Below are 21,895 nucleotides of genomic sequence, written 5' to 3'. Positions count from 1 at the left end.
TGGTTGGGGTGGTGGTGGGCGTTCGGTCGGCGCGGCGGTGGCGCAGCTCGATCGGCAGCACCGCGAGGGCGACCAGCGCGCCGATCGCGCCGGTGACCGCGAAGCCCCACAGCGGCGCCGAGGCGTCGATGACCGCGCCGGCCAGTGGGGCGCCGACGGCGATGCCGACGGTGACCGCGGAGCCGTGCAGACCCATCGCCTCGCCGCGTACGCCGGCCGGGGCCAGCCGGCTGACCGTGTCGGAGGTGGCCGCGATGGTCGGCGCGCACAGCGCCCCGGCGGGGATCAGGGCCAGGCAGAGCAGCCACCAGTGACCGCCGCCCAGCCCGACCGGGATGGTGCACAGGCTCAACACGCCCATCAGCGCGACTGGGGAGAAGGAGCGGCGGACCGCGCCGTACGCGAAGCCGCCCACCAGCGAGGCCACCGCCCACACGGAGAGCACCGCGCCGGTGAAGCCGGCGTCGCCGTTCTCCCGCAGCATCGCGATCACCGCCACGTCGGTGCCGCCGAGCACCAGGGTGGCCGCGGTGCTCACCGCGAACACGGCGACCATCCGTGAGGTGAGCCACTGTCGGCGGGCGATTCTGGGCTGTGGGCCGGTCGCCGCCTCGCTGGCGCTGCGCACCGGCGGGTTGAGCAGCCAGAGCACCACTCCGGCGGCGACGATGCCGGCCCCGACCAGGTAGAGCGTGAGGCGGGCGGAGATGGTGGTGACGCCGACCGTGGCCAGGGCGGGACCGATCATGAACGACAGCTCGACCGACATCGAGTCCAGCGCGTACGCCGGCCGGCGCTGCTCCGCCGGCACCAGCGCGGCGATGGACTGTCGGATCACCGAGAAGATCGGCAGCGCCAGCGAGCCGGCCAGGAACGCGGCCGGCAGCAGCACCGCGTACGACAGCATCGGCGCGGTGGACCAGAAGATCGCCTCGGCCACGGCGGTCAGGACCAGGACGGGCCGCAGGCCGCGGCGATCCACCAGCCGGCCGAGCAGTGGCCCGCCGATCGCCGCGCCGACGGTGATGGCCGCACCGACCAGCCCCGCCGCCCCGTAACCGCGGCCGAGATCCTGGACGACGTAGAACGTCAGCGTGACGCCGGTCGCGGTCAGCGGGATGCGCGCCAGCACCGACACCAGCAGCAACGACCGCAAGCCGGGCAGGGCAAGTGCCTCCCGGTAAGGCTTCATGTTCACGTCGGTCCGTACCTCCGCCGGACATCCTCGACGGCAGGTACGACACTCGCCAACGAATTACCGGATCATGCGGCCCTGATCACAGGAGCGCCGTGCATGGTGATCCCGGCTCCCTCGAACGCGCGCAGCGCGACGTCGGTGGTGTCCGGGGCGACGGCGGCGGTCAGGTCCAGCAGCACGGTGGTGGCGAAGCCCTCCCGGGCGGCGTCCAGGGCGGTGGCCCGGACGCAGTGGTCGGTGGCGATGCCGACCACGTCGACCCGATCCACGCCCCGCTGGCGCAGCCAGTCGGCCAGCACCTCGCCGCCCTCGGCGTGCCCCTCGAACCCGGAGTACGCGGCCGCGTACTCGCCCTTGTGGAAGATCGCTTCGATCCGGTCGGTGGCCAGTTCCGGGTGGAAGTCCGAGCCCGGGGTGCCGACCACGCAGTGCCGGGGCCAGGTGCTCACGAAGTCCGGCGGGTCGCCGAAGTGCAGGCCGGGGTCGACGTGGTAATCCTTCGTCGCCACCACGTGGTCCCAGCGGTCCGGCTCGGCGGCCAGCAGCCGGGAGATCCCGGCGGCGACGCCGGCCCCGCCCGCCACGGCCAGCGATCCGCCCTCGCAGAAGTCCTTCTGCACGTCCACGATGATCAGCGCGTTGCGCACCGACCGCCCTCCTCTCACTCGGCGGGTACCACGGTGACCGGGATGGCCGGGTCGCCCGAGGAGAGCTTGAGGCCCTCCCACGGGATGGAGATCAGGCACTGGCGCAGGTGCTCCCGCGACTCGTCCAGCGTCGGCAGCGCCACCGGCTCGCCGTCCACGACGTACGACTGTTGCAGCAGCCGGTCGTTGGGGCGCCGGTCCGGCACGCCCTGCGGGACGATGATCTCCTCGGTGGCGGTGCCGGTGGGCTTGTGCCGGCGGACGGCGACCTTGCGACCGCCGATGGTGGCCTTCTGTTCGGACCGCTTGACCACCGGGCGTCCGTCGACCTCGACCAACTTGTAGACCAGGCCGGCGGTGGGCGCTCCGGAGCCGGTGACCACGGCGGTGCCCGCGCCGTACATGTCCACCGGCTCGGCGGCGAGCGCCGCGATGCTGTACTCGTCGAGGTCGCCGGAGACGATGATCTTCGTTTCGGTGGCGCCGAGCGAGTCCAGCAGTTGCCGGGACTGCTGGGCGATCACGGCCAGGTCGCCGGAGTCGATCCGGACCGCCCGCAGTTCGGGCCCGGCCACCTCGATCGCGGTGCGGATGCCCTGGCTGATGTCGTACGTGTCGACCAGCAGCGTGGTGTCCTTGCCCAGCGTGGCGACCTGCGAGGCGAACGCGGCCCGCTCGTCGTCGTGCAGCAGCGTGAACGCGTGCGCGGCGGTGCCCGCGGTGGGGATGCCGTACCGCTGGCCGGCGGCGAGGTTGGAGGTGAACCGGAAGCCAGCCAGGTACGCCGCCCGCGCCGCGGCGACCGCCGCCTCCTCGTGCGCCCGCCGTGCCCCCATTTCGATCAGCGCCCGGCCCCGGGCCGCGGTCACCATCCGCGCCGCGGCGGCGGCCACCGCGCAGTCGTGGTTGAGCACCGACAGCACCAGCGTCTCCAGCACCACGCACTCGGCGAAGCTGCCGGAGACGGTCAGGATCGGCGAGCCGGGGAAGAACAGTTCACCCTCGGCGTACCCGTCGATGTCGCCGGTGAACCGGTAGTCGGCCAGCCAGGCGGCGCCCGGCTCGTCGACCACCCCGGTGCGGCGCAGGAAGTCGATGTCGGCCGGGTCGAAGCGGAACTCGCGGATCAGGTCGACCAGTCGGGCGGTACCGGCGACCACGCCGTAGCGGCGGCCGGCGGGCAGCCGTCGGGTGAAGGCTTCGAACACACAGCGGCGGTCCGCCGTGCCGTCCCGCAGGGCGGCACTGACCATGGTCAGCTCGTAGTGATCGGTGAGCAGCGCGGGACGAAGGGTGTGCACACCTTCAGCCTAGAGTCAGTTCGCCGAGGTGCCGTCGTGGCCCGGGATCGATCGCAGCGCCGCCTTCAGCTCCGCCCGGCCGGTCACGCCGAGCTTGCTGTAGATCCGCTGCAGGTGGTTCTCGACGGTCCGGGCGGACAGGAAGAGCTGCTCGGCGATGGCCCGACTGGTCTCGCCGTCGGCCGCGAGCCGGGCCACCTGCCACTCCCGACCGGTGAGCGCCGGCGTGGCCGCCCGCAGGGTCGGAGTGTGCACCATGTCACAGCAGCCGAGCAGTACGGCGAGCCGCTCGCTGGCCCCGGTGACCTCCGGCGAGCGGCGTTGCCGCAGCAGCTGCACCGCGCCGGCCGCGGCCTCCGCGGCCGGCAGCGCCAACCCCAGGTCGGTGAAGCCGTCGGCGACCGCGAGTAGCTGCGCGGGCGACCCGTCGGCCGCCGCCCGGGCGTGCCGGGCCAGCAGCGGAGGCAGTTCCCCGTCGACCTGTTCGGACAGCTCCGCCAACCGCTGGGCAACGGTGCGGCGGCTGCCGTCGGAGCAGGTCGGTCCGGTCGACGCGGCGGCCTCGCCCAGCCGCACCAGGTCGTGCAGTGCCAGCGTCTCGTGCCCGGCGAAGCCGTCGGCGCGTAGCCGGTCGACCAGCCCGTGCAGCTGCGCCACCGCGCCGGTTAGGTCGCCACCGGCGGCGAGCGCCGCCGCCCGGGCCTGCTCCAGCCACGGGTACAGCACCGCCATGCTCGGCGCGTGGAGGCGGTCGGCCTCGGCCATCGCCTCGGCCGCCTGCCGGGCGTCGCCGCGTAGCGCGGCGGCCTGGGCCCGTTCGGCCTGGGCCAGCCCGGCGTAGACCTGGCTGGTCGCCAGGACCGCGCAGGCGCCGAGCGCCGCCTGCAGCGCCGCGTCGCTGCGCCCGCGCAGTCGGGCCGCGTACGCCCGCAGGATCGCCAGGTAGCCGGTGCCGAGCCGGAAGTCGCCCGCGTCGGCCAGGTCGGCGAACTCGTCGGCGACCAGGGTGTCGATGCCGGTCAGGTCGCCGGAGAGGGCCAGCCGGGTGCCTCGGGCCAGTTCCACGGCCAGTTGCAGGTACGGCATGTCGGCTCGCCAGCCGGCCGCCTTCGCCTGTACGAGGTCCACCGCCGTGGCGCTGCGGCGCAGCTGTCCCTGCACGGCGTGGAGATGAGCGATGGTGCAGCGGGCCAGCTCGCGGGCGGCGACGCTGGCCGCCGGCCGGTCGAGCACGCCCTGGGCGAGCCGCAGCGCGGCCGGGGCGTCCAGCCGGTGCAGGCGCATGATCGCCTCGAAGGCGCGGATCCGGGCCTGGGCGGCGAGGTCGGTCAACTCGGTGCCGCGGCGGGCGATCTCGGTCACCGTGGACTCCTGGCTCAGCCCCCAGTAGCTGACCATGCCGCGGGCCGTCAGCCACCGGCTGAGCCGGGCCTCGTCGCCGGTGTCGGTGGCGACCGCGTCGAGCACGCCGAGCGCCTCGGCTGGCCGGTCGGCGAACATCAGGATGGTGGCCAGCAGTTCGGCCGCGTCGAACCCGCCGCCGGCGTCGAGCGCCGCGCGGGCCAGCCGGGTCGCCAGCGGTACGTCGTAGCGCGCGAACGCCTGCCCGGCCGCGGCGACCAGCATCGACGGATCCTGTGCGGTGCCGGAGTCCAGGCGCCACACCGCCACCCGTAGCAGGTCCTCCCGTCGCCGGCTGCCGACCCCCTCCAGCAGTTCGGCCAGGTGCGCCTGCAACCGCCGGGTCCGGCTGACCGGGCAGTCCCGGCGCACCACCTCGCCGTAGAGCGGGTGGGCCAGCCGGACGTCGAGCCGCCGGTCGGACTTGACCATCGTGACCAGCCCGCGCTCCTCGGCGGTCTCCACGTCGGCCTGTTCCACGGCCTTGGTGAGTAGCCGCAGGCCCAGTGGCTCGCCGAAGGCGACCAGCTCGACCACGGCGCGCACCCCCGGGCTGAGCTGGCCGATCCGGATGTCGATCAGCTCGGTCAGGCTGGGGGCCAGCTCCAAGCGCCCGGTCCAGGTCCAGATGCCGTACCGCTCGGCGAGCTCCTCGCTGCCCTGCACGGCGTGCACCAGCTCGCGCAGCAGCAGCGGGTTGCCGGCGCTGAGCCGGCCCAGCCGGTCCGCCGAGCCGCCGTCGACCGGGCCGTCCAGGATGGCGGCGAGCAGCCCGGCGGTCTCGGTCTGGGTCAGTGGGCTCAGCTCGGCGTGCTCGACCAGGCCGTCCGTCCACAGTGCCCGGATCGGCAGCGGGATCTGCTCGCCGTCGCGCAGGGTGCCCACCACGGTGGCGTTCTCGGCACGGGCGAGGAGATGCACCAACGCGGCCGACGGCGGGTCCAGCAGGTGCGCGTCGTCGACGGCGAGCACGATCCGCCGGCCGGCGGCCTGCTGCTGCAACACCTCGACGGCCCAGCGCAGGATGCCCGCCGGGGACAGACCCTGCGGCTGCTCGACGGGGAGCACCTGCACCAGACCGCCGAACGGCATCGCCGCGGTGGTGGCGCTGGCCGCGATCCACCAGACCGCGTACTCGTCGCCGGGTAGCGCGTCCACGCCCTGGCGGAGCAGCCGACTCTTGCCGATGCCCGCACTGCCGGTGAAGAAGATGCCCCGCCCCTCGGCACCGGTCACCGCCACCTGCAGGCGGTCGAGCTCTGCCGTCCTGCCCACGAATCTCCACCGAGCCATTTGCGCAGCATATCGATGGAACTATGTCTCGACCGGTAGCCCGAGCGGGTGAAGTTGAGTAATCGCAGAGTTACCGCTGAGTACCTGAATTGTCCCGTTCCCGACGCTGGCGCCCGTACTCTTCCGGAATCCGGGTGCCGTCACCGGATGTTCGCCGCGACCGGCCATGCCGGCCGCCCTGCCTCGGAGGCCGCCGCCTGATGATGCCGGGCCCGCTCTATGACCTTGGCACGTCCGACGACTCGACCGGGCCGCCCCGTCCCGGCCCCTTCCCGGATCGGCTTGGCGTGACCGTCGACGACCCGCGCGAGCCGCACGCGGTGATCGCCGCCGGCCCCGCCGGCGCCGGCCGGGCCGGCGTGCTCGCCGCACTGCTGGAACTCGACGCCGCGATGCTCGCCGTGCCGGCCGGCAGTTGGCTGGTGGTACGCCACTCCGTGGAATCCACCCGGGCCGCCTACGTGCCCGGCTACCGGCTGCCGCACTCGTACCGCCCGGAGTTGCCGGCCGTCGGGCCGGCGCTGGCCCGGCCGCCGCGCCGGGTCGAGCTGAGCCTGGCCCAGCAGTTGCTGAAGCGCTTCCCCCTGGTCGACACGCCGGACACCGGGTCACTGGGGCCGGCCGGCACCGGAGTGCTGCTCGACGCGCTGGGCCGGGCCGGCGCGCTGCTGTTCGTGATCGCGGCGGACCAGTCCTTCAGCGCACCGGAGCTGAATCTGCTGGCCGAGGTCGCCCGGGCTCCGGTCCGGGTCTTCTTCGCGGTCACGCCGGGCGCCGGCGGGTGGGCGGCGGTTCCCGAGGGCACGGCGGCAACGCAGGGTTCGGGGGAGCCCGGCGGCCCGGCGGTGGATCCGGTCGCGGTCACCGTCGAGGCATACCGGGCCGCGCTGCTCGCCGCCGTGCCGGGACTCGCCGACGCCCGCTGGTTCCCGATCCTCGACGGGCGGGTGGCCGACCTGACCCGGGCGCTGGTCGCCTGGGCCTCCGAGGAGGAGCTGCGCCGGTCGAGCCTCGACCCGCCGGAGGTGCCCGGCGCGTACGGCCGGGTGCCGGTGCTGGCCGAGCCGGGCGAGTGGTCCGAGCGGCTCGATCGGCAGACCCGGTCCGCCGCCCGGCGCATCCGCCAGCATCTGGCGCTGGAGCTGGCCAACCTGCACCTGCGCCTGGTGCAGGAGATCCTCTTCGGCGTCGGCTGCGCCGGCCTGCCCCAACTGCTCGACCGCGAGTTGGAGGCACTGTCGCTGCTGGCCACCGCGCAGTGCGACCACGCCGTCCGCGAACTCGTCGACGACGCCGCCGGGCGGCTCTTCGGCGTGCCCCTGGCGGAGGGGGTCCGCCGACGCATCAACCAGGCAATTCGCTGGGGGATGACCGACCACACCACCGGGCAGGAGCTGGAGCGGGCGATGCTCGTCACCAGCGGCGCGGGCGTGACGGGGCTGACCGGCGCCGCGGCGATCGACGCTCTGTCCGCGTACCCCGCGCCGGCCCGTACGGAGGTGCTCCCACCCGTCGCGGTGGCGCTGTCCGGCGGCTGCTGGCAGCACTGGCGTACCCCCGGCAACGACGACCCGAACGACGCCCGGGCCTGGGCCCAGCGGGCGCTGCGGGAGATCGAACTGGAACTCTCCCGGGAGGTCTCCCGCCGGTTCGAGGTGCTCCGCCTCTCGCTTGGCACGGTGCTGTCCGATGCTGCCGAACACGGCAACCTGCTCGCCTGACGGTCCGACCGTCCGCCCCGCCGGCACCGCCGTCGGGGCGTTCCCACGTGCCTCGGGCCGGGCCGGGCCGGCGCACGGCGCGGCCGTGGGTGGCGATCCGGGCCGGTCCGGCGTTCCGGTTCCTCGGTTCCGCTCAACCGGTGGCACGATGGGGGGCATGGCGGCTCCGCAGGTTGCACCGGTCGAGACCCCGGACACCGATGAGGTGCCGGCTCCCGACCGGCCGTGGGTGACGATCGTGTGGGATGACCCGGTCAACCTGATGACCTACGTGACCTGGGTGTTCCAGAAGCTCTTCGGGTACAGCCGGGAGAAGGCCGAGCAGCTCATGCTGGACGTGCACCACAAGGGCAAGGCCGTGGTGTCCAGCGGCGCCCGGGAACGGATGGAGCACGACGCTTCGCAGCTGCACGCGTACGGCCTCTGGGCGACGGTGGACCGGTCGTGAGCATGTTCCGCCGCCGGGGCGACCGGTACGTCGCCAGCTTCGCCGTCGACGAGGTGCGCGTGCTCCGCAAGGTCGCCTCCGAGGTGGTCGGCCTGCTCACCGACGGATTCGACCACTCCGACCCGGTGGTCTGCCGGCTTTTCCCCGAGGTCTACCCGGACGATGCGCCGGGCACCGCGGAGTTCCGCCGGTACACCGAGGGCGACCTGAAGACCGCCAAGATCGACCAGGCTGGCGCGATCCTGGCCGCGCTGCCCGGCGACGGCGGCGGGGACGTACGGCTGGACGCCGAGGCCGCCGAGGCGTGGCTGCGGGCGCTCAACGACGCCCGGCTGGCGATGGGCGTACGGCTGGAGATCAAGGACGGGACGGATCTGGGTGTGGAGCTCGACGACGCGGTCGCCGAGGACCCGACCTCCAGCCGGGTGTTCCAGCTTTCGGTCTACGCCTATCTGGGCTATCTCCAGGAATCCCTGCTCAACGCCTTGATCGACTGAGTGTGACCGGCGCCGCCTCGCGGTTGGCCGTCGCTGGGCGCTAGGCTTGGCGGCGTGCTGAGCATCGACCGGTCGATCGTTGACGCGATCGTCGCCCACGCCCGGCGGGATCACCCCGACGAGGCCTGTGGTGTGGTCGCCGGTCCCGTCGGCAGCGACGCCCCGACCCGGCACATCCCGATGGAGAACGCCGCCCGCTCGATGACCTTCTACGAGTTCGACTCGATGGAGCAGCTGCGGGTGTGGCGTGAGATGGAGGACCGGGACGAGGAGCCCGTCGTCATCTACCACTCGCACACCGCCACCGAGGCCTACCCGTCGCGTACGGATGTCTCCTTCGCCGGTGAGCCGGGAGCGCACTACCTGCTCGTCTCCACCCGCGAGCCCGACACGGAGGAGATCCGCTCCTTCCGCATCGTGGACGGGGTGGTGACCGAGGAGCCGGTCCGGATCCTCGACGCCGGGGTGGATCCGCACGCCGTGCAGTCCTACATGTTCGGGCAGAGCCCGGCGACGGTCGACTACGAGTGTTCGGGTCGCTGACCTTCTCAGCCCCGCACACCCTTTCCCGTCACCGAGCACACCCGATCGAGGAGTACGACACCATGGCCATCGAGGTTCGCATCCCCACCATCCTGCGCAGCTACACCGGCGGCGCGAAGGTCGTCGAGGGCGGCGGCGACACCCTGGACGACCTGCTCACCGACCTGGACTCCCGGCACGCCGGGCTGCGCGGGCGGCTGGTCACCGAGGCCGGCGCGCTGCACCGCTTCGTCAACGTCTACGTCAACGACGAGGACGTTCGCTTCCTCGGCGCGCTGGACGCCAAGCTGTCCGACGGCGACAGCGTCACCATCCTGCCCGCCGTGGCCGGCGGCGCGTTCGGCTTCGCCGCCGCCGCGGCGATCGCGCAGCACAGCGCCGCCGCCGCGGCGATCGCCCAGCACAGCGCCGCCGCGGCGATCGCGCAGCACGCCGCGCCCGCCGGGCGCCGGGCGCCCGTCGCCGCGAGCTGAGGCGGCCGCGATGGCGCGGTACGAAAGCCTGCTGGACGCCTGCGGCGGGACCCCGCTGGTGGGGCTGCCCCGACTGTCGCCGACGGTGCCCGACGGGGCGCCGCCGGTGCGGCTGTGGGCGAAGCTGGAGGACCGCAACCCGACCGGCAGCATCAAGGACCGGGCCGCCCTGTTCATGGTCCGGGCCGCCGAGGCGGCCGGCCGACTCCGGCCGGGCGACACGATCCTGGAGCCGACCAGCGGCAACACCGGCATCTCCCTGGCCATGGTGGCCAAGCTGCGCGGCTACCGCCTGGTCTGCGTGATGCCGGAGAACGTCTCCACCGAGCGGGTGCAACTGCTCCGGATGTACGGCGCGGAGATCATCTTCTCGCCGGCGGCCGGCGGCTCCAACCAGGCGGTCGCCACCGCCAAGCAGATCGCCACCGAGCACCCGGACTGGGTGATGCTGTTCCAGTACGGCAACGAGGCGAACGCTCGGGCGCACTACGAGACGACTGGCCCCGAGCTGCTGCACGACCTGCCGACGATCACCCACTTCGTGGCCGGGCTGGGCACCACCGGCACCCTCATGGGCACCGGGCGCTACCTGCGCGAGAAGGTCGAGGGCATCCAGATCATCGCCGCCGAGCCGCGGTACGGCGAGCTGGTCTACGGCCTGCGCAACATCGACGAGGGATACGTCCCGGAGCTGTACGACGCGACCGTGCTCAACCGGCGGTTCTCCGTGGGCACCCGCGACGCGGTGCTGCGTACCCGGCAGCTGGTGGAGGTGGAGGGCCTCTTCGTCGGCTTCTCCACCGGCGCGGTCCTGCACGCGGCGCTCGCCGTGGCGCACGAGGCGGTACGCGACGGCCGTCGCGCCGACGTGGCGTTCGTGGTCAGCGACGGCGGCTGGAAGTACCTCAGCACCGGGGCGTACGGCGGCACCCTCGCCGACGCGGAGGACGCCCTGGAGGGTCAGCTCTGGGCCTGACCCAACGTCGCGATCGACATCAGCAGGGCCATCGGCACGTCGCCGGTGGCCCTCGTCGCGTCGGTCCGCCCGGACCGGCCACTCCGGCAACCCTGAGTCGATCGGACGGCCGAAACGGGTGTCACGTTGATGACAACTTCCAGCAGATCATTCTTGCCTCTGCGCAGGCGGGCGTAGGCTGCGCAGCGTGGCGTACGCGTCGGTAGTGATCACCGCCGGAGCGGCGGCCGGCACGATTACTACCTACCGTGACAGCGAGACAACTCGATGCGACTGACCGTCCTGGGCTGTGCGGGCAGCTTCCCCGGACCCGAGTCCCCCTGCTCGGCATATCTGGTCGAGGCCGACGACTTCCGGCTCCTGGTCGACTTCGGCCCGGGCTCGCTGTCCACCCTCCAGCGCTACGCGGGGCTGCACGCCCCGGACGCCATCCTGCTGACCCACCTGCACTGCGACCACATCCTCGACGCCGCGTCGTACGTGGTGGTCCGGCGGTACGCCCCGGACGGCCCGTACCCGCCGTTGCCGGTCTACGCCCCCGCCGGAGCCCCGGACCGGCTGGCCGCCGCGTACGGGCAGGAGGACAGCACGGTCGAGGACGTCTACCAGTTCTACGCGCTGCAACCCGGCACCTTCCCGATCGGCCCGTTCAGCGTCACCGTCGACCGGGTGCTGCATCCGGTGGAGACCTACGGCGTCCGGCTGGAGCACGACGGCCGCGCACTCTGCTACTCCTCGGACACCGCCCCCTGCGAGGCACTGCTGCGCCTGGCCCACAACGCCGACGCCTTCCTCTGCGAAGCCAGCTACCTCGACGGCGTCGACAACCCGCCGGACCTTCACCTCACCGGTCGGGAGGCCGGCGAGGCGGCGGCCAAGTCCAATGTCGGGCGGCTGCTGCTGACCCACCTGGTGGCCGCCTGGGGCAGCGAGGCGCACACCGTCGCCGCCGCCTCCGCCGCGTACGCCGGCCCGCTGGAAGTGGTCCGCCCCGGCGCCAGCTACGACATCTGACCAGCCGGTACTGTTCGCCGGCCGGTCAGCCGGGCGTTTCCTGAATCTTCGCTGTGACCAGCACGGTGGGGGCATGCGGATCGCCATCGTGACCGAGTCGTTCCCACCGGACGTCAACGGTGTCGCACACTCGGTCGTGCGGGCCGCCGAGCACCTCGTCGCCCGCGGCGATGGGCCGCGCCGGGTCGCGCTGGCCCGGCGGGCCGCCGGCCTACCGGTCACCTTCACCGGTTTCCTGCCCGACCGGAACCGCCTCGCGGCGCTGATGGCCAGCGCCGACGTGGTCCTCGCCCCCGGCCCGGTGGAGACCTTCGGCCTGGCCGGCCTGGAGGCCCTGGCCTGCGGCACCCCGGTGGTGGTCAACGCGGCCAGCGCGCTGCCGGAGGTGGTCGGCCCGGCCGGTGTCGCCGCGTACGGCTCGCCGGCGTCGTTCGCCGAGGCGGTGGGCCGGGTGCTGGCCCGGCCGGAGCAGGACCGGCGCCGGGCCGCTCGGGACCGGGCGGAGCAGTTCCGCTGGTCCGCCTCGGTGGCCGGATTCCTGCACGCGCACGCCGCTCAGCCGGTCGTCCCACTCGGCTGAACCGGCGTCGGGCCGTCGCCGGCAGCGGCCGGCCTGGCTTGGCGGCCGGCGCGGGTCTGCCGAGCCGGCCGGTCGGTCGGTTGCCGTTGCCGGTCGGGGACACCGCGGGACGGTCCGATCAGGGCACCACATAGGGTGCAGGGCATGGCGCGACCTGACGGGCGGCGGCCCGACCAACTCCGACCGGTGACCCTGACCCGCGGCTGGAGCACCCACCCGGAGGGCTCGGTGCTGGTGGAGTTCGGCGCGACCCGGGTGCTCTGCACCGCGAGCGTCACCGAGGGCGTGCCCCGCTGGCGGCGGGGCTCCGGGCTGGGCTGGGTCACCGCCGAGTACGCGATGCTGCCCCGGGCCACCAACACCCGCTCCGACCGGGAGAGCGTCAAGGGCCGGGTCGGCGGGCGTACCCACGAGATCTCCCGGCTGATCGGCCGGAGCCTGCGCGCCGCGATCGACCTCAAGGCGCTCGGCGAGAACTCGATCGTGCTCGACTGCGACGTCCTGCAGGCCGACGGCGGCACCCGGACGGCGGCGATCACCGGCGCGTACGTGGCGCTGCACGACGCGGTGACCTGGCTCGCCGGCCGCAAGGCCCTGTCCGGTACGCCGGAGAAGGTGATGCACCGGTCGGTGGCCGCGGTCAGCGTCGGCGTGATCGACGGTGAGCCGCGCCTGGACCTGTGCTACACCGAGGACGTGGCCGCCGAGGTCGACATGAACGTGGTCTGCACCGGCACCGGCGACTTCGTCGAGGTGCAGGGCACCGGCGAGGCCGGCGTGTTCGCCCGGAAGCAGCTGGACGCCCTGCTCGACCTGGCCGTCGCGGGCTGCGTGGAACTTGCCGAGGCCCAGCGAAAGGCTCTCTCCTCATGAACAAGGTGCTGCTCGCCACCCGGAACCGGAAGAAGCTCATCGAGCTGCAGCGCATCCTGGACGGCGCGCTCGGCGCGCACCGGATCGCCCTGATCGGGCTGGACGACGTCGAGGCGTACCCGGAGCTGCCGGAGACCGGGCTCACCTTCGGTGAGAACGCGCTGATCAAGGCGCGGGAGGGCTGCCGGCGCACCGGCCTGCCGACGATCGCCGACGACTCCGGGCTGGCCGTCGACGCGCTCAACGGGATGCCGGGCGTGTTCAGCGCCCGGTGGTCCGGTCAGCACGGCGACGACCACGCCAACCTCCAACTGGTGCTCGACCAGATCGGCGACGTACCGGACGAGCACCGGGCCGCCTCCTTCGTCTGCACCGTGGCGCTGGTGCTGCCCGGCGGCAAGGAGCACCTCGTCGACGGCCGGCAGGCGGGCCGGCTGCTGCGCGCCCCGCGCGGCGACGGCGGCTTCGGCTACGACCCGATCTTCCTCGGCGACGGCCAGGACCGCACCAACGCGGAGCTGACCCCCGCCGAGAAGGACGCCGTCAGCCACCGCGGCAAGGCGCTGCGCGAGTTGGCCGGGCTGGTCGCCAAGGTGCTCCCGCCCGCCGTCTAGGCGAGCGGACCCACCTCCCGCTCGATCGCCGCGCGCAGCTCCGGCCCGCCCACCACCGCGCGGGCCGCCTCCATCACCGGGGCGAGGAACACGTCCGGGCCGGGCTCGCCGGCGACGCCGGCCAGCGCCGCGATCGCTGCCCGGCCGGCCGGCGACGGCGTCAGCGGCGCCCGCAGCTGGAGTCCGCGTACGGCGGCGAGCAGCTCGACGGCGAGCAGGCTGGTCAGGTTGTCCAGGACGGTGCGCAGCTTCTTTGCCGCCGCCCAGCCCATCGAGACGTGATCCTCCTGCATGCCGCTGGTGGGCAGCGAGTCCACCGAGGCGGGCGCGGCCAGCCGGCGGTTCTCCGCGACGATGCCGGCGGCCGTGTACTGGGCGATCATCAGCCCGGAGTTGACCCCCGCGTCGGGGGAGAGGAACGCCGGCAGGTCCCGGGAGCGGGTGACGTCGAGCAACCGGTCCACCCGACGCTCGGCGATCGCGCCCACCTCGGCGGCGGCGATGGCCAGGAAGTCGGCGGCGAAGCCCAACGGCGCGCCGTGGAAGTTCCCGGTCGACTCGACCCGGCCGTCGGGCAGCACCACCGGGTTGTCCACCACCGAGAGCAACTCCCGGCCGGCGACCGTGTCGACGAAGTCAAGGGTGTCCCGGGCCGCGCCGGCCACCTGCGGTGCGCAGCGCATCGAGTACGCGTCCTGCACCGCGTGGGCCAGGTCGTCACGGTGCGAGTCCATCACCGCCGAGTTCTGCAGCAGCCGGAGGATGTTCGCGGCCGAGGCGCCCTGCCCGGGGTGCGGGCGGATGGCGTGCAACTCCGGCAGGAACGGTCGCTCCGAGCCGAGCATCGCCTCGATCGCCAGCGCCGCGGTCACGTCGGCCATGGTGAACAGGTGTGCCGCGTCGTGGATCGCCAGCAGCAGCATGCCGAGCATGCCGTCGGTGCCGTTGATCAGCGCCAGCCCCTCCTTGGCGGCCAGCTCGATCGGGGTGAGGCCGGCCCGCCGCAACGCGTCGGTGGCGGGCACCCGCTCGCCGTCCGCGCCGAGCACCCAGCCCTCGCCGAGCAGCACCAGCGCGCAGTGCGCCAGCGGCGCCAGGTCACCGGAGGCGCCCAGCGACCCGTGTTCCGGCACCCACGGGGTGACGTCGTGGTTGAGCAGGTCCACCAGCGCCTCGGCGACCAGCGGGCGTACCCCGGAGCGGCCCAGGGCCAGCGAGCGGACCCGGAGCAGCATCATCGCCCGCACCACCTCCCGCGGCATCGGCGCGCCCACCCCGGCGGCGTGCGAGCGGATCAGCGCGTGCTGCAGCTCGGCCCGCCGTTCGGGGGCGACGAAGGTGTTGGCGAGGGCACCGAAGCCGGTGGAGACGCCGTACACGGGGCGGCCGGCGGCCTCGATGCCGTCCACGATGGACCGGCTGGTCGCCATCGCGTCGACGGTGGCCGGGTCGAGGACGACCTTGGCGGTGCCGCGGGCCACGGCGAGCACGTCGGCGGGGGAGACCCCGGTGGGCTGGATGGTCACGGTCATTGCGGTACTCCGTTGTGCAGAACGTGGCGGATCAGGGGCACCCCGGGCCGGTAGGCCAGGTGCAGGTGGGACGGGGCGTCGAGGATGATCAGGTCGGCCCGGGCGCCGGTTCGCAGCACCCCGATGTCGTCGCGGCGCAGGGCCCGTGCGCCACCGGCGGTCGCGGCCCAGACCGCCTCCGCCGGCGTCATCCGCATCTCGCGGACGGCCAGCGCGATGCAGAACGGCATCGACGAGGTGTACGACGAGCCGGGGTTGCAGTCGGTGGCCAGCGCCACGGTGACCCCGGCGTCGAGCAACCGGCGGGCGTCGGGATAGGGCGACCGGGTGGAGAACTCGGCCCCGGGCAGCAGGGTGGCCACGGTCGCGGTGTGGCCGCCCTCGGCGCACATGCCGTCGACCCGGGTCGACGCCAGCGCGTCGACGTCGGCGTCGGTCAGGTGGGTGCAGTGGTCCACGCTGGCGGCACCCAGCTCCACCCCGAGCTGCACCCCGGGGCCCGGCCCGAGCTGGTTGGCGTGCACCCGCACACCCAGGCCGACGGCCTGCCCGCAGGTCAGGATCGCCCGGGTGTGGTCGGCGTCGAAGGCGCCCCGCTCGCAGAACACGTCGATCCACCGGGCGTGCGGCGCTGCGGCGGCCAGCATCGGCCCGCAGACCAGCCCGACGTACTCGTCGGGACGGTCGGCGTACTCGGCCGGCACCACGTGCGCGCCCAGGAAGGTGGTCTCCTCGCTCACCTCGGCGGCGATCCGCAGCGAGCGGGCCTCGTCGGCGACGGTGAGGCCGTACCCACTCTTGATCTCGATCGTGGTGGTGCCCTGCCGCAGCGCCTCGGCGTGCAGCCGGCGCACGGTGGCGCGCAACTCGCTGTCGGAGGCGGTGCGGGTCGCGCCGACGGTGGTCCGGATGCCCCCACCGGTGTACGGCTGCCCGGCCATCCGGGCCGCGAACTCCGCCGCCCGGTCCCCGGCGAAGACCAGGTGCGCGTGGCTGTCCACGAAACCGGGCAGCACCGCCGCGCCGCCGGCGTCGATCCGCCGGTCGGCGGCCGGCGCGTCGACGGCCGGCCCGATCCAGGCCACCTCGCCGTCCTCGACGAGCAGCGCGACCCGCCGGCGGATGCCCAGCGGCCCGCCCTCGCCCGAGCCGGCCTCGTTGGTGACCAGTTCACCGATGTTGTCCACCACGAGGCTAGACATGGGTCACCTCCGCGATCGCCGTGGCCAGTTCCTGCGGTACGTCGACGGTCAGGTGGCGCCCGTCGCGGACCAGCACCCGGCCGTCCACCACGACCTGGACGACGTCGGCCGCGCTCGCCGCGAACCACGCGCCCGCGGGAGCCACCCCGGCGGTGCGTACGCTGTCCAGCCGCACCGTGACCAGGTCGGCGCGGTCACCGACCGCGAGCCGGCCGGCGTCGGCCCAGCCCAGCGCGGCGTGTCCGGCCACGCTGGCCGCGGTCAGCAGCTCTGCGGGCGCGAAGTGGCCGCGCCGGCGGGTACGCAGCCGCTCGTCCAGCTCCACCGCCCGGGCCTCCTCGAACGGGTCGATCACCGCGTGGCTGTCGCTGCCCAGGCTGAGCGGGATGCCGGCGTCGGCCATCCGGCGGGCCGGACCGATCCCGTCGGCGAGGTCCCGCTCGGTGGTCGGGCAGAGGCAGACCCCGGTCCGGCTCTCCCCGAGCAGGGCCACGTCGCCGCTGGTCGGGTGGGTGGCGTGCACCGCCGTGGTGGCCGGGCCGAGCGCGCCGTGGTCGGCCAGCAGCCCGGTCGGGGTGCGGCCGTGCACCGCCCGGCAGGCGTCGTTCTCGGCGGGCTGCTCCGACAGGTGCACGTGCAGCGGCGCGTCGTGCCGGTTCGCCCAGCCGGCCACCGTGGCGAGCTGCTCGGCCGGCACCGCGCGTACGGAGTGGATCGCCGCGCCGAGGCGGGCGTGCTCGCCGTCGGGGGTGAACGCGGAGACCCGCTCCGCCCAGCGCAGCGCGTCCCCGTCGCCGAAGCGCTGCTGCGGCCCGGCCAGCGGCTGGCCGTCCACCGAGGCGGTCAGGTAGCAGGTGTCCAGCAGGGTCAGCCGGATCCCGGCGTGCGCCGCCGCCTCGACCAGCGCCGCGCTCATCGCGTTCGGGTCGGCGTACGGGGTGCCGCCCGGCCCGTGGTGCAGGTAGTGGAACTCGCCCACGCAGGTGATCCCGGCCAGCGCCATCTCGGCGTACACGGCCCGGGCCAGGGCCAGGTAAGAATCCGGGTCCAGTCGGGTGGTGACGGCGTACATCTGGTCGCGCCAGGTCCAGAAGTCGCCGCGCCCGCCGTGGGTGCGCCCGCGCAGCGCCCGGTGGAAGGCGTGCGAGTGGGCGTTGGCCAGCCCCGGCAGGGTCAGACCTGGCAGCCGGATGGCGTCGACCAGCACCTCGACCCCGGCGTCCGGCCGGCCGCCCGGGGTCAGCGGCGTGACGGCGGTGATCCGGTCGCCGACCGTCTCGATCAGCACGTCCGGGGTCGGCTCGGCGTGCTCGGGCAGCCAGGCGTACTCGGCGAGCCAACGGGTCGAGGTCACGTCAGTTCCTCCAGCACCCGGGCCAGGGCGGTCACCCCGGCGGCGCAGTCGGCGTCGGTGGCCGACTCGGCCGGCGAGTGCGACACCCCGGTCGGGTTGCGGACGAAGAGCATCGCGGTGGGTACGTGCGCCGCGAGCACTCCCGCGTCGTGCCCGGCACCGGTGGGCAGCACCGGGGCGTCCAGCAGCCCGGCCAGCCGGTCGGCCAGCCCGCCGTCGAACGACACCAGCGGCGTCGCCGACTCCTCGGTCAGCGTGACCTCCGTGCCGTCCCGCCGGGCCCGCTCGGCCACCTTGGCCCGCACCGCCTCGACCAGCCCGGTCAGGGTGTCCGGTTCGGCGGCCCGGGCGTCCAGCCACCCGGTCACCCGGGACGGGATCGCGTTGGTCGCGTTCGGCTCCACCGCCACCCGCCCCACGGTGGCGTGGGCGTCGCGCAGCCGCGCCTCCTTGTTCGCCGCGAGCACCGTGAACGCGTAGGTCAACATGGGGTCGCGGCGGTCGACCATCCGGGTCGTACCGGCGTGGTTTCCCTCGCCGGTGAAGTCGAAGCGCCAGCGGCCGTGCGGCCAGATCGCGCTGGCCACCGCGACCGGCGCGGCCTGGTCGACCAGCGCGCGGCCCTGCTCGACGTGCAGCTCCACGAAGGCGGCGAGCCGGCCGAGCAACGCCGGGTCGGCGCCCGCCGGCCGGTCACCCAGCGCCTCGGCGAAGCTCACCCCGGCCGCGTCCCGCAGCCCGCCCGCCCGGTCGGCGGCGATCTGCCCGGTGAGCAGCCGAGACCCCAGGCACGGTACGCCGAACCGGGCCCCCTCCTCCTCGACGAACGCGCCGACGACGAGCGGGCGGGTCGGCGTGACGCCGGCCGCACGCAGCTCGTCCACGGCGAGCCAGGCGCTGACGATGCCCAGCGGCCCGTCGTACGCCCCGCCGTGCGGCACCGAGTCGAAGTGGCTGCCGGTCAGCACCGCGTCCCCGGCGTCCGGGTCACCCCACCAGGCGAACAGGTTGCCGTTGCCGTCGGCGACGACCGGCATGTCGCGCAGGTCGGCCTGCTCCCGGAACCACTCCCGCAGCCGCAGCTCGGGCTCGGTGAGGGCGTACCTCAGGTAGCCGCCGCTGCCGGGGTCCCGCCCGATCGGCGCGATCTCGTCCCACAACTTCCGGAACCTGTTAGGAAGGGACCCTTCCTCTACCGTATTCGTTAACAAGGGGCCCTTCCTTACTCCGCCATCGGGATGCGGACGTCGGTGCGGGCGGCGACCTCGCGGGCGTCGTCGTAGCCGGCGTCGACGTGCCGGATCACGCCCATTGCCGGGTCGTTGGTCAGCACCCGCTCGATCTTCTGCCCGGCCAGGGCGGTGCCGTCGGCCACGCAGACCTGCCCGGCGTGGATGGACCGGCCGATGCCGACCCCGCCGCCGTGGTGGATGGAGACCCAGGACGCCCCGCTGGCGGTGTTCACCAGCGCGTTGAGCAGCGGCCAGTCGGCGATGGCGTCGGAGCCGTCGGCCATCGCCTCGGTCTCCCGGTAGGGGCTGGCCACGCTGCCGCAGTCCAGGTGGTCCCGGCCGATCACCACGGGCGCGCTCAGTTCACCGGAGGCGACCATCTCGTTGAACCGTACGCCGGCCTTGTCCCGTTCGCCGTAGCCCAGCCAGCAGATCCGCGCCGGCAGGCCCTGGAAGGCGACCCGCTCGCCGGCCAGCCGGATCCACCGCGCCAGCGACTCGTTCTCCGGGAACAGCTCCAGGATCGCCCGGTCGGTGGCGGCGATGTCGGCCGGGTCGCCGGAGAGCGCCGCCCACCGGAACGGGCCCTTGCCCTCGCAGAACAGCGGCCGGATGTACGCCGGCACGAAGCCGGGGAAGTCGAACGCCCGCTCGTACCCGCCGAGCTTCGCCTCGCCCCGGATCGAGTTGCCGTAGTCGAAGACCTCCGCACCGGCGTCGAGGAAGCCGACCATCGCCTCGACGTGCTTGGCCATCGACGCCCGGGCCCGGTCGGTGAACTCGGCCGGCTTGGCCGCCGCGTAGTCCCGGGCGTCGTCCAGCTCGATCCCCTCGGGCAGGTACGACAGCGGGTCGTGCGCGCTGGTCTGGTCGGTGACGATGTCGATGGCGACGCCCCGGCGCAGCAGCTCCGGGAAGATCGTGGCGGCGTTGCCGACCACGCCGACGCTCAACGCCCGCCGGTCCCGCTTCGCCGCGAGGACCCGCTCGACCGCGTCGTCCAGGCTGTCGGCGATCTCGTCCAGGTAGCGGTCGTGCACCCGGCGCGCCAGCCGGGTGCGGTCCACGTCCACGATCAGGCAGGCGCCGCCGTTCATGGTGACCGCGAGGGGCTGCGCCCCGCCCATCCCGCCGCATCCGCCGGTCAGCGTCAGCGTGCCCGCCAGGGTGCCGTTGAACCGTTTGGTGGCGACCGCGGCGAACGTCTCGTACGTGCCCTGGAGGATGCCCTGGGTGCCGATGTAGATCCACGACCCGGCGGTCATCTGCCCGTACATGGTCAGGCCGAGCTGCTCCAGGCGGCGGAACTCCGGCCAGGTCGCCCAGTCGCCGACCAGGTTCGAGTTGGCCAGCAGCACCCGGGGCGCCCACTCGTGGGTACGCATCACCCCGACCGGGCGGCCTGACTGCACCAGCATGGTCTCGTCGTCGCGCAGGTCGGTCAGCGTCCGCACCAGGGCGTGGTACGACGGCCAGTCCCGGGCCGCCTTCCCGGTGCCGCCGTAGACGACCAGGTCGTCGGGGCGCTCGGCGACCTCCGGGTCGAGGTTGTTCATCAGCATCCGCAGGGCGGCCTCCTGCGGCCAGTTGCGGGCGGTGCGGTCGATGCCGCGTGCGGCACGTACTACGTGGGTCATCGGGGTCTCCTCCTAACCGAGGAACAACTGTCGACGGGTGGCCGAGGCTTCGAACGCCTCCAGCCGGCGCTGGGTCTCGGCCGGGGCGGCGTCACAGATCGCCTGGAGCAGCACCATGGCCAGGGTCATCGGAGCGGTGTGCAGGTCGAACACGAGCTGCGCGCCGACCGCGGCGGGCAGCACCACGTCGGCGTGCTCGGTCGCCGGGCTGACCGGCGAGTCGGTGATCGCCACCACGGTCAGCCCGGCGTCGCGGGCCGCGCGCAGCGCGTCCAAGGTCTCTCGGGGATAGCGGGGCAGCACGAACGCCAGCAGCGCTCGCGCCCCGGCCTCGGTGGCCTGCTCCAGGCGGTCGGTGAGCAGGCTGCCCCCGTCGTCGAGCACCCGCACGTCGGGGTGCACCTTGGCGGCAAAATAGGCGAAGTACGCGGCGAGCGGCGCGGCGGCGCGCAGGCCGAGCACCGGCAGTGGCCGGCTGGCGGCCAGCAGCCGCCCGGTGCTGGCGATCCGTTCCCGGTCGGCGAGTTGCTCGGCCAGCCGGTCCAGGTTGCCGATCTCGGCGCGTACCGCCTGCTGGAGTTCGTTGCCGGCGGTGGCCGGGCTGGGTGCGGCGGCGGTCAGCTCGCGCAGCCGGCGACGTAGCGCGGGGTAGCCGTCGTGGCCCAGGGCTACCGCGAACCGGGTGACCGACGGCTGGCTGACCCCGGCCAGCTCGGCGACCTCGGCGGCGGAGAGGTAGCCGATGGCGGCGGCGTGCTGCACCAGGCAGTGCGCGATGCGCCGCTGCGTCGGGGTGAGTCGAACCCCGTCGAACAGGCCGACGACCCGTTCGGTCGGCGCGATGGCAGCTCCGTCATTCACTCCGTGACTCTATGCATAAAAACTTTCATCCGGCAAGTGTCCCCTCGCCTCCCCAGTGGACCCGACCTGAGCTGCGGGTTCGATCCGACCACGGTACGGAGGCGACCGGCGGGCAGGACAACGTGCGGCGGCTCGATAGGATCCGCACGGCGGTCGAGCAGAGGAGTTGCCATGCAGCCGGACGGCCCCTACCGGTACACCCACCTCCTGGGCGGGTCGCCGGTCGGTAAAGCATGGGCGGCCGTCGACGGGCAGGGCCGCTTCGTCACCGTGGCCGTCCTGGACGCCACGGTGGCCGCCGCTCCGGGCTGGCGCGAGGCGTTCGCCGAGATCGCCGATCATCTCGCCCAGGCGGGCGGCATGCCCTTCACCTACGCGGACTTCTCGGCCGCCGCACCCTGGGTGGCGTACCCCGCGGAAGCCGGGCGCGGCGCGGAGAGGCTGTTCCAGGCCCTCGGGGTGGAGTACACGCCCACCCCGCCGGCGGCCCCGCCGATC

20 protein-coding genes and 1 pseudogene are annotated in these 21,895 nt (G+C 73.9%); 11 read left to right on the top strand and 10 right to left on the bottom strand.

Annotated elements, in window-relative coordinates:
- The 4 genes from C1I95_RS18165 to C1I95_RS18150 all read right to left on the bottom strand — a co-directional run.
- Positions 1 to 1,192 (bottom strand): MFS transporter (locus tag C1I95_RS18165; RefSeq protein ID WP_111215008.1); only part of this gene is annotated, 1,192 nt, incomplete at its 3' end.
- 71 nt (positions 1,193 to 1,263) lie between these two features.
- Positions 1,264 to 1,845, bottom strand: coding sequence for an isochorismatase family protein (locus C1I95_RS18160; RefSeq protein WP_111215006.1), 582 nt, complete (start codon positions 1,843 to 1,845; stop codon positions 1,264 to 1,266).
- 14 nt (positions 1,846 to 1,859) lie between these two features.
- The gene (locus tag C1I95_RS18155) at positions 1,860 to 3,146 is read right to left on the bottom strand and encodes a nicotinate phosphoribosyltransferase (protein WP_111215005.1); all 1,287 of its coding nucleotides are present in this window, start codon (positions 3,144 to 3,146) and stop codon (positions 1,860 to 1,862) included.
- 15 nt (positions 3,147 to 3,161) lie between these two features.
- On the bottom strand, positions 3,162 to 5,840 hold the full coding sequence (locus C1I95_RS18150; protein ID WP_111215004.1) for a LuxR C-terminal-related transcriptional regulator: 2,679 nt from the start codon (positions 5,838 to 5,840) through the stop codon (positions 3,162 to 3,164).
- Between the two features lie 287 nt (positions 5,841 to 6,127).
- Here C1I95_RS18150 and C1I95_RS18145 point away from each other — a divergent pair, with 287 nt between their 5' ends.
- The 10 genes from C1I95_RS18145 to rdgB all read left to right on the top strand — a co-directional run bounded on the left by C1I95_RS18145 (position 6,128) and on the right by rdgB (position 13,579).
- Complete coding sequence (locus C1I95_RS18145; RefSeq protein ID WP_233513729.1) at positions 6,128 to 7,561, top strand: P-loop NTPase family protein; 1,434 nt, start codon at positions 6,128 to 6,130, stop codon at positions 7,559 to 7,561.
- A gap of 157 nt (positions 7,562 to 7,718) precedes the next feature.
- A complete protein-coding gene (clpS, locus tag C1I95_RS18140; protein WP_111215002.1) occupies positions 7,719 to 8,009 on the top strand; it encodes an ATP-dependent Clp protease adapter ClpS in 291 nt (96 codons plus the stop codon).
- A gap of 2 nt (positions 8,010 to 8,011) precedes the next feature.
- A complete protein-coding gene (locus C1I95_RS18135) occupies positions 8,012 to 8,506 on the top strand; it encodes a DUF2017 domain-containing protein (protein ID WP_199523802.1) in 495 nt (164 codons plus the stop codon).
- Positions 8,507 to 8,560: 54 nt separating this feature from the next.
- Positions 8,561 to 9,049 carry a M67 family metallopeptidase gene (locus C1I95_RS18130; RefSeq protein ID WP_111215000.1) on the top strand — a complete coding sequence of 163 codons (489 nt, stop codon included), beginning with the start codon at positions 8,561 to 8,563 and terminating at the stop codon, positions 9,047 to 9,049.
- A gap of 62 nt (positions 9,050 to 9,111) precedes the next feature.
- A complete protein-coding gene (locus tag C1I95_RS18125) occupies positions 9,112 to 9,522 on the top strand; it encodes a MoaD/ThiS family protein (RefSeq protein WP_111215007.1) in 411 nt (136 codons plus the stop codon).
- A gap of 10 nt (positions 9,523 to 9,532) precedes the next feature.
- Positions 9,533 to 10,498, top strand: a complete 966-nt coding sequence (locus C1I95_RS18120) for a PLP-dependent cysteine synthase family protein (protein ID WP_111214999.1) — start codon at positions 9,533 to 9,535, stop codon at positions 10,496 to 10,498.
- A gap of 267 nt (positions 10,499 to 10,765) precedes the next feature.
- Positions 10,766 to 11,512, top strand: coding sequence for an MBL fold metallo-hydrolase (locus C1I95_RS18115; protein WP_111214998.1), 747 nt, complete (start codon positions 10,766 to 10,768; stop codon positions 11,510 to 11,512).
- 73 nt (positions 11,513 to 11,585) lie between these two features.
- Positions 11,586 to 12,092: a glycosyltransferase gene (locus tag C1I95_RS18110; protein WP_233513728.1), complete on the top strand. Its 507-nt coding sequence runs from the start codon at positions 11,586 to 11,588 to the stop codon at positions 12,090 to 12,092.
- A gap of 144 nt (positions 12,093 to 12,236) precedes the next feature.
- Positions 12,237 to 12,965: a ribonuclease PH gene (rph, locus tag C1I95_RS18105; RefSeq protein WP_111214997.1), complete on the top strand. Its 729-nt coding sequence runs from the start codon at positions 12,237 to 12,239 to the stop codon at positions 12,963 to 12,965.
- Complete coding sequence (rdgB, locus tag C1I95_RS18100; protein WP_111214996.1) at positions 12,962 to 13,579, top strand: RdgB/HAM1 family non-canonical purine NTP pyrophosphatase; 618 nt, start codon at positions 12,962 to 12,964, stop codon at positions 13,577 to 13,579. The genes rph and rdgB overlap by 4 nt, the downstream gene beginning before the upstream one ends.
- Here the strand turns inward: rdgB and hutH are convergent.
- The 6 genes from hutH to C1I95_RS18070 are packed head-to-tail and all read right to left on the bottom strand — an operon-like array spanning position 13,576 to position 21,397.
- Positions 13,576 to 15,111, bottom strand: coding sequence for a histidine ammonia-lyase (gene hutH / locus C1I95_RS18095; protein WP_111214995.1), 1,536 nt, complete (start codon positions 15,109 to 15,111; stop codon positions 13,576 to 13,578). The two genes, rdgB and hutH, sit on opposite strands and share 4 nt — an antisense overlap.
- Complete coding sequence (gene hutI / locus C1I95_RS18090) at positions 15,108 to 16,313, bottom strand: imidazolonepropionase (RefSeq protein ID WP_111214994.1); 1,206 nt, start codon at positions 16,311 to 16,313, stop codon at positions 15,108 to 15,110. Before hutI ends, hutH begins: the two co-directional genes overlap by 4 nt.
- A complete protein-coding gene (locus C1I95_RS18085) occupies positions 16,306 to 17,667 on the bottom strand; it encodes a formimidoylglutamate deiminase (RefSeq protein WP_111214993.1) in 1,362 nt (453 codons plus the stop codon). The genes hutI and C1I95_RS18085 overlap by 8 nt, the downstream gene beginning before the upstream one ends.
- Positions 17,664 to 18,878: an allantoate amidohydrolase gene (locus C1I95_RS18080; RefSeq protein WP_111214992.1), complete on the bottom strand. Its 1,215-nt coding sequence runs from the start codon at positions 18,876 to 18,878 to the stop codon at positions 17,664 to 17,666. Before C1I95_RS18080 ends, C1I95_RS18085 begins: the two co-directional genes overlap by 4 nt.
- An 11-nt stretch (positions 18,879 to 18,889) precedes the next feature.
- Positions 18,890 to 20,536 (bottom strand): urocanate hydratase, encoded by a 1,647-nt coding sequence (gene hutU, locus C1I95_RS18075; RefSeq protein ID WP_111214991.1) that lies wholly within the window; start codon positions 20,534 to 20,536, stop codon positions 18,890 to 18,892.
- A 12-nt stretch (positions 20,537 to 20,548) separates the two neighbouring features.
- Positions 20,549 to 21,397, bottom strand: coding sequence for a MurR/RpiR family transcriptional regulator (locus tag C1I95_RS18070; protein WP_111214990.1), 849 nt, complete (start codon positions 21,395 to 21,397; stop codon positions 20,549 to 20,551).
- Between the two features lie 171 nt (positions 21,398 to 21,568).
- On the opposite strand from C1I95_RS18070, the pseudogene C1I95_RS18065 reads away from it, so the two are divergent.
- Positions 21,569 to 21,895: pseudogene (locus C1I95_RS18065) on the top strand (hypothetical protein); the annotation flags it as partial.

The sequence above is a fragment of the Micromonospora craterilacus genome (assembly GCF_003236315.1).
Taxonomy (GTDB): Bacteria; Actinomycetota; Actinomycetes; order Mycobacteriales; family Micromonosporaceae; genus Micromonospora; species Micromonospora craterilacus.
This window is presented reverse-complemented; position numbering and strand designations above follow the sequence as displayed.

Coding starts and splice junctions, on each gene's coding strand:
- C1I95_RS18150 (WP_111215004.1), bottom strand. CDS start 5,840: ATGGCTCGGTGGAGATTCGTGGGCAGGACGGCAGAGCTCGACCGCCTG.
- clpS (WP_111215002.1), top strand. CDS start 7,719: ATGGCGGCTCCGCAGGTTGCACCGGTCGAGACCCCGGACACCGATGAG.
- C1I95_RS18135 (WP_199523802.1), top strand. CDS start 8,012: ATGTTCCGCCGCCGGGGCGACCGGTACGTCGCCAGCTTCGCCGTCGAC.
- C1I95_RS18125 (WP_111215007.1), top strand. CDS start 9,112: ATGGCCATCGAGGTTCGCATCCCCACCATCCTGCGCAGCTACACCGGC.
- C1I95_RS18120 (WP_111214999.1), top strand. CDS start 9,533: ATGGCGCGGTACGAAAGCCTGCTGGACGCCTGCGGCGGGACCCCGCTG.
- C1I95_RS18115 (WP_111214998.1), top strand. CDS start 10,766: ATGCGACTGACCGTCCTGGGCTGTGCGGGCAGCTTCCCCGGACCCGAG.
- C1I95_RS18110 (WP_233513728.1), top strand. CDS start 11,586: ATGCGGATCGCCATCGTGACCGAGTCGTTCCCACCGGACGTCAACGGT.
- rph (WP_111214997.1), top strand. CDS start 12,237: ATGGCGCGACCTGACGGGCGGCGGCCCGACCAACTCCGACCGGTGACC.
- rdgB (WP_111214996.1), top strand. CDS start 12,962: ATGAACAAGGTGCTGCTCGCCACCCGGAACCGGAAGAAGCTCATCGAG.
- hutH (WP_111214995.1), bottom strand. CDS start 15,111: ATGACCGTGACCATCCAGCCCACCGGGGTCTCCCCCGCCGACGTGCTC.
- hutI (WP_111214994.1), bottom strand. CDS start 16,313: ATGTCTAGCCTCGTGGTGGACAACATCGGTGAACTGGTCACCAACGAG.
- hutU (WP_111214991.1), bottom strand. CDS start 20,536: ATGACCCACGTAGTACGTGCCGCACGCGGCATCGACCGCACCGCCCGC.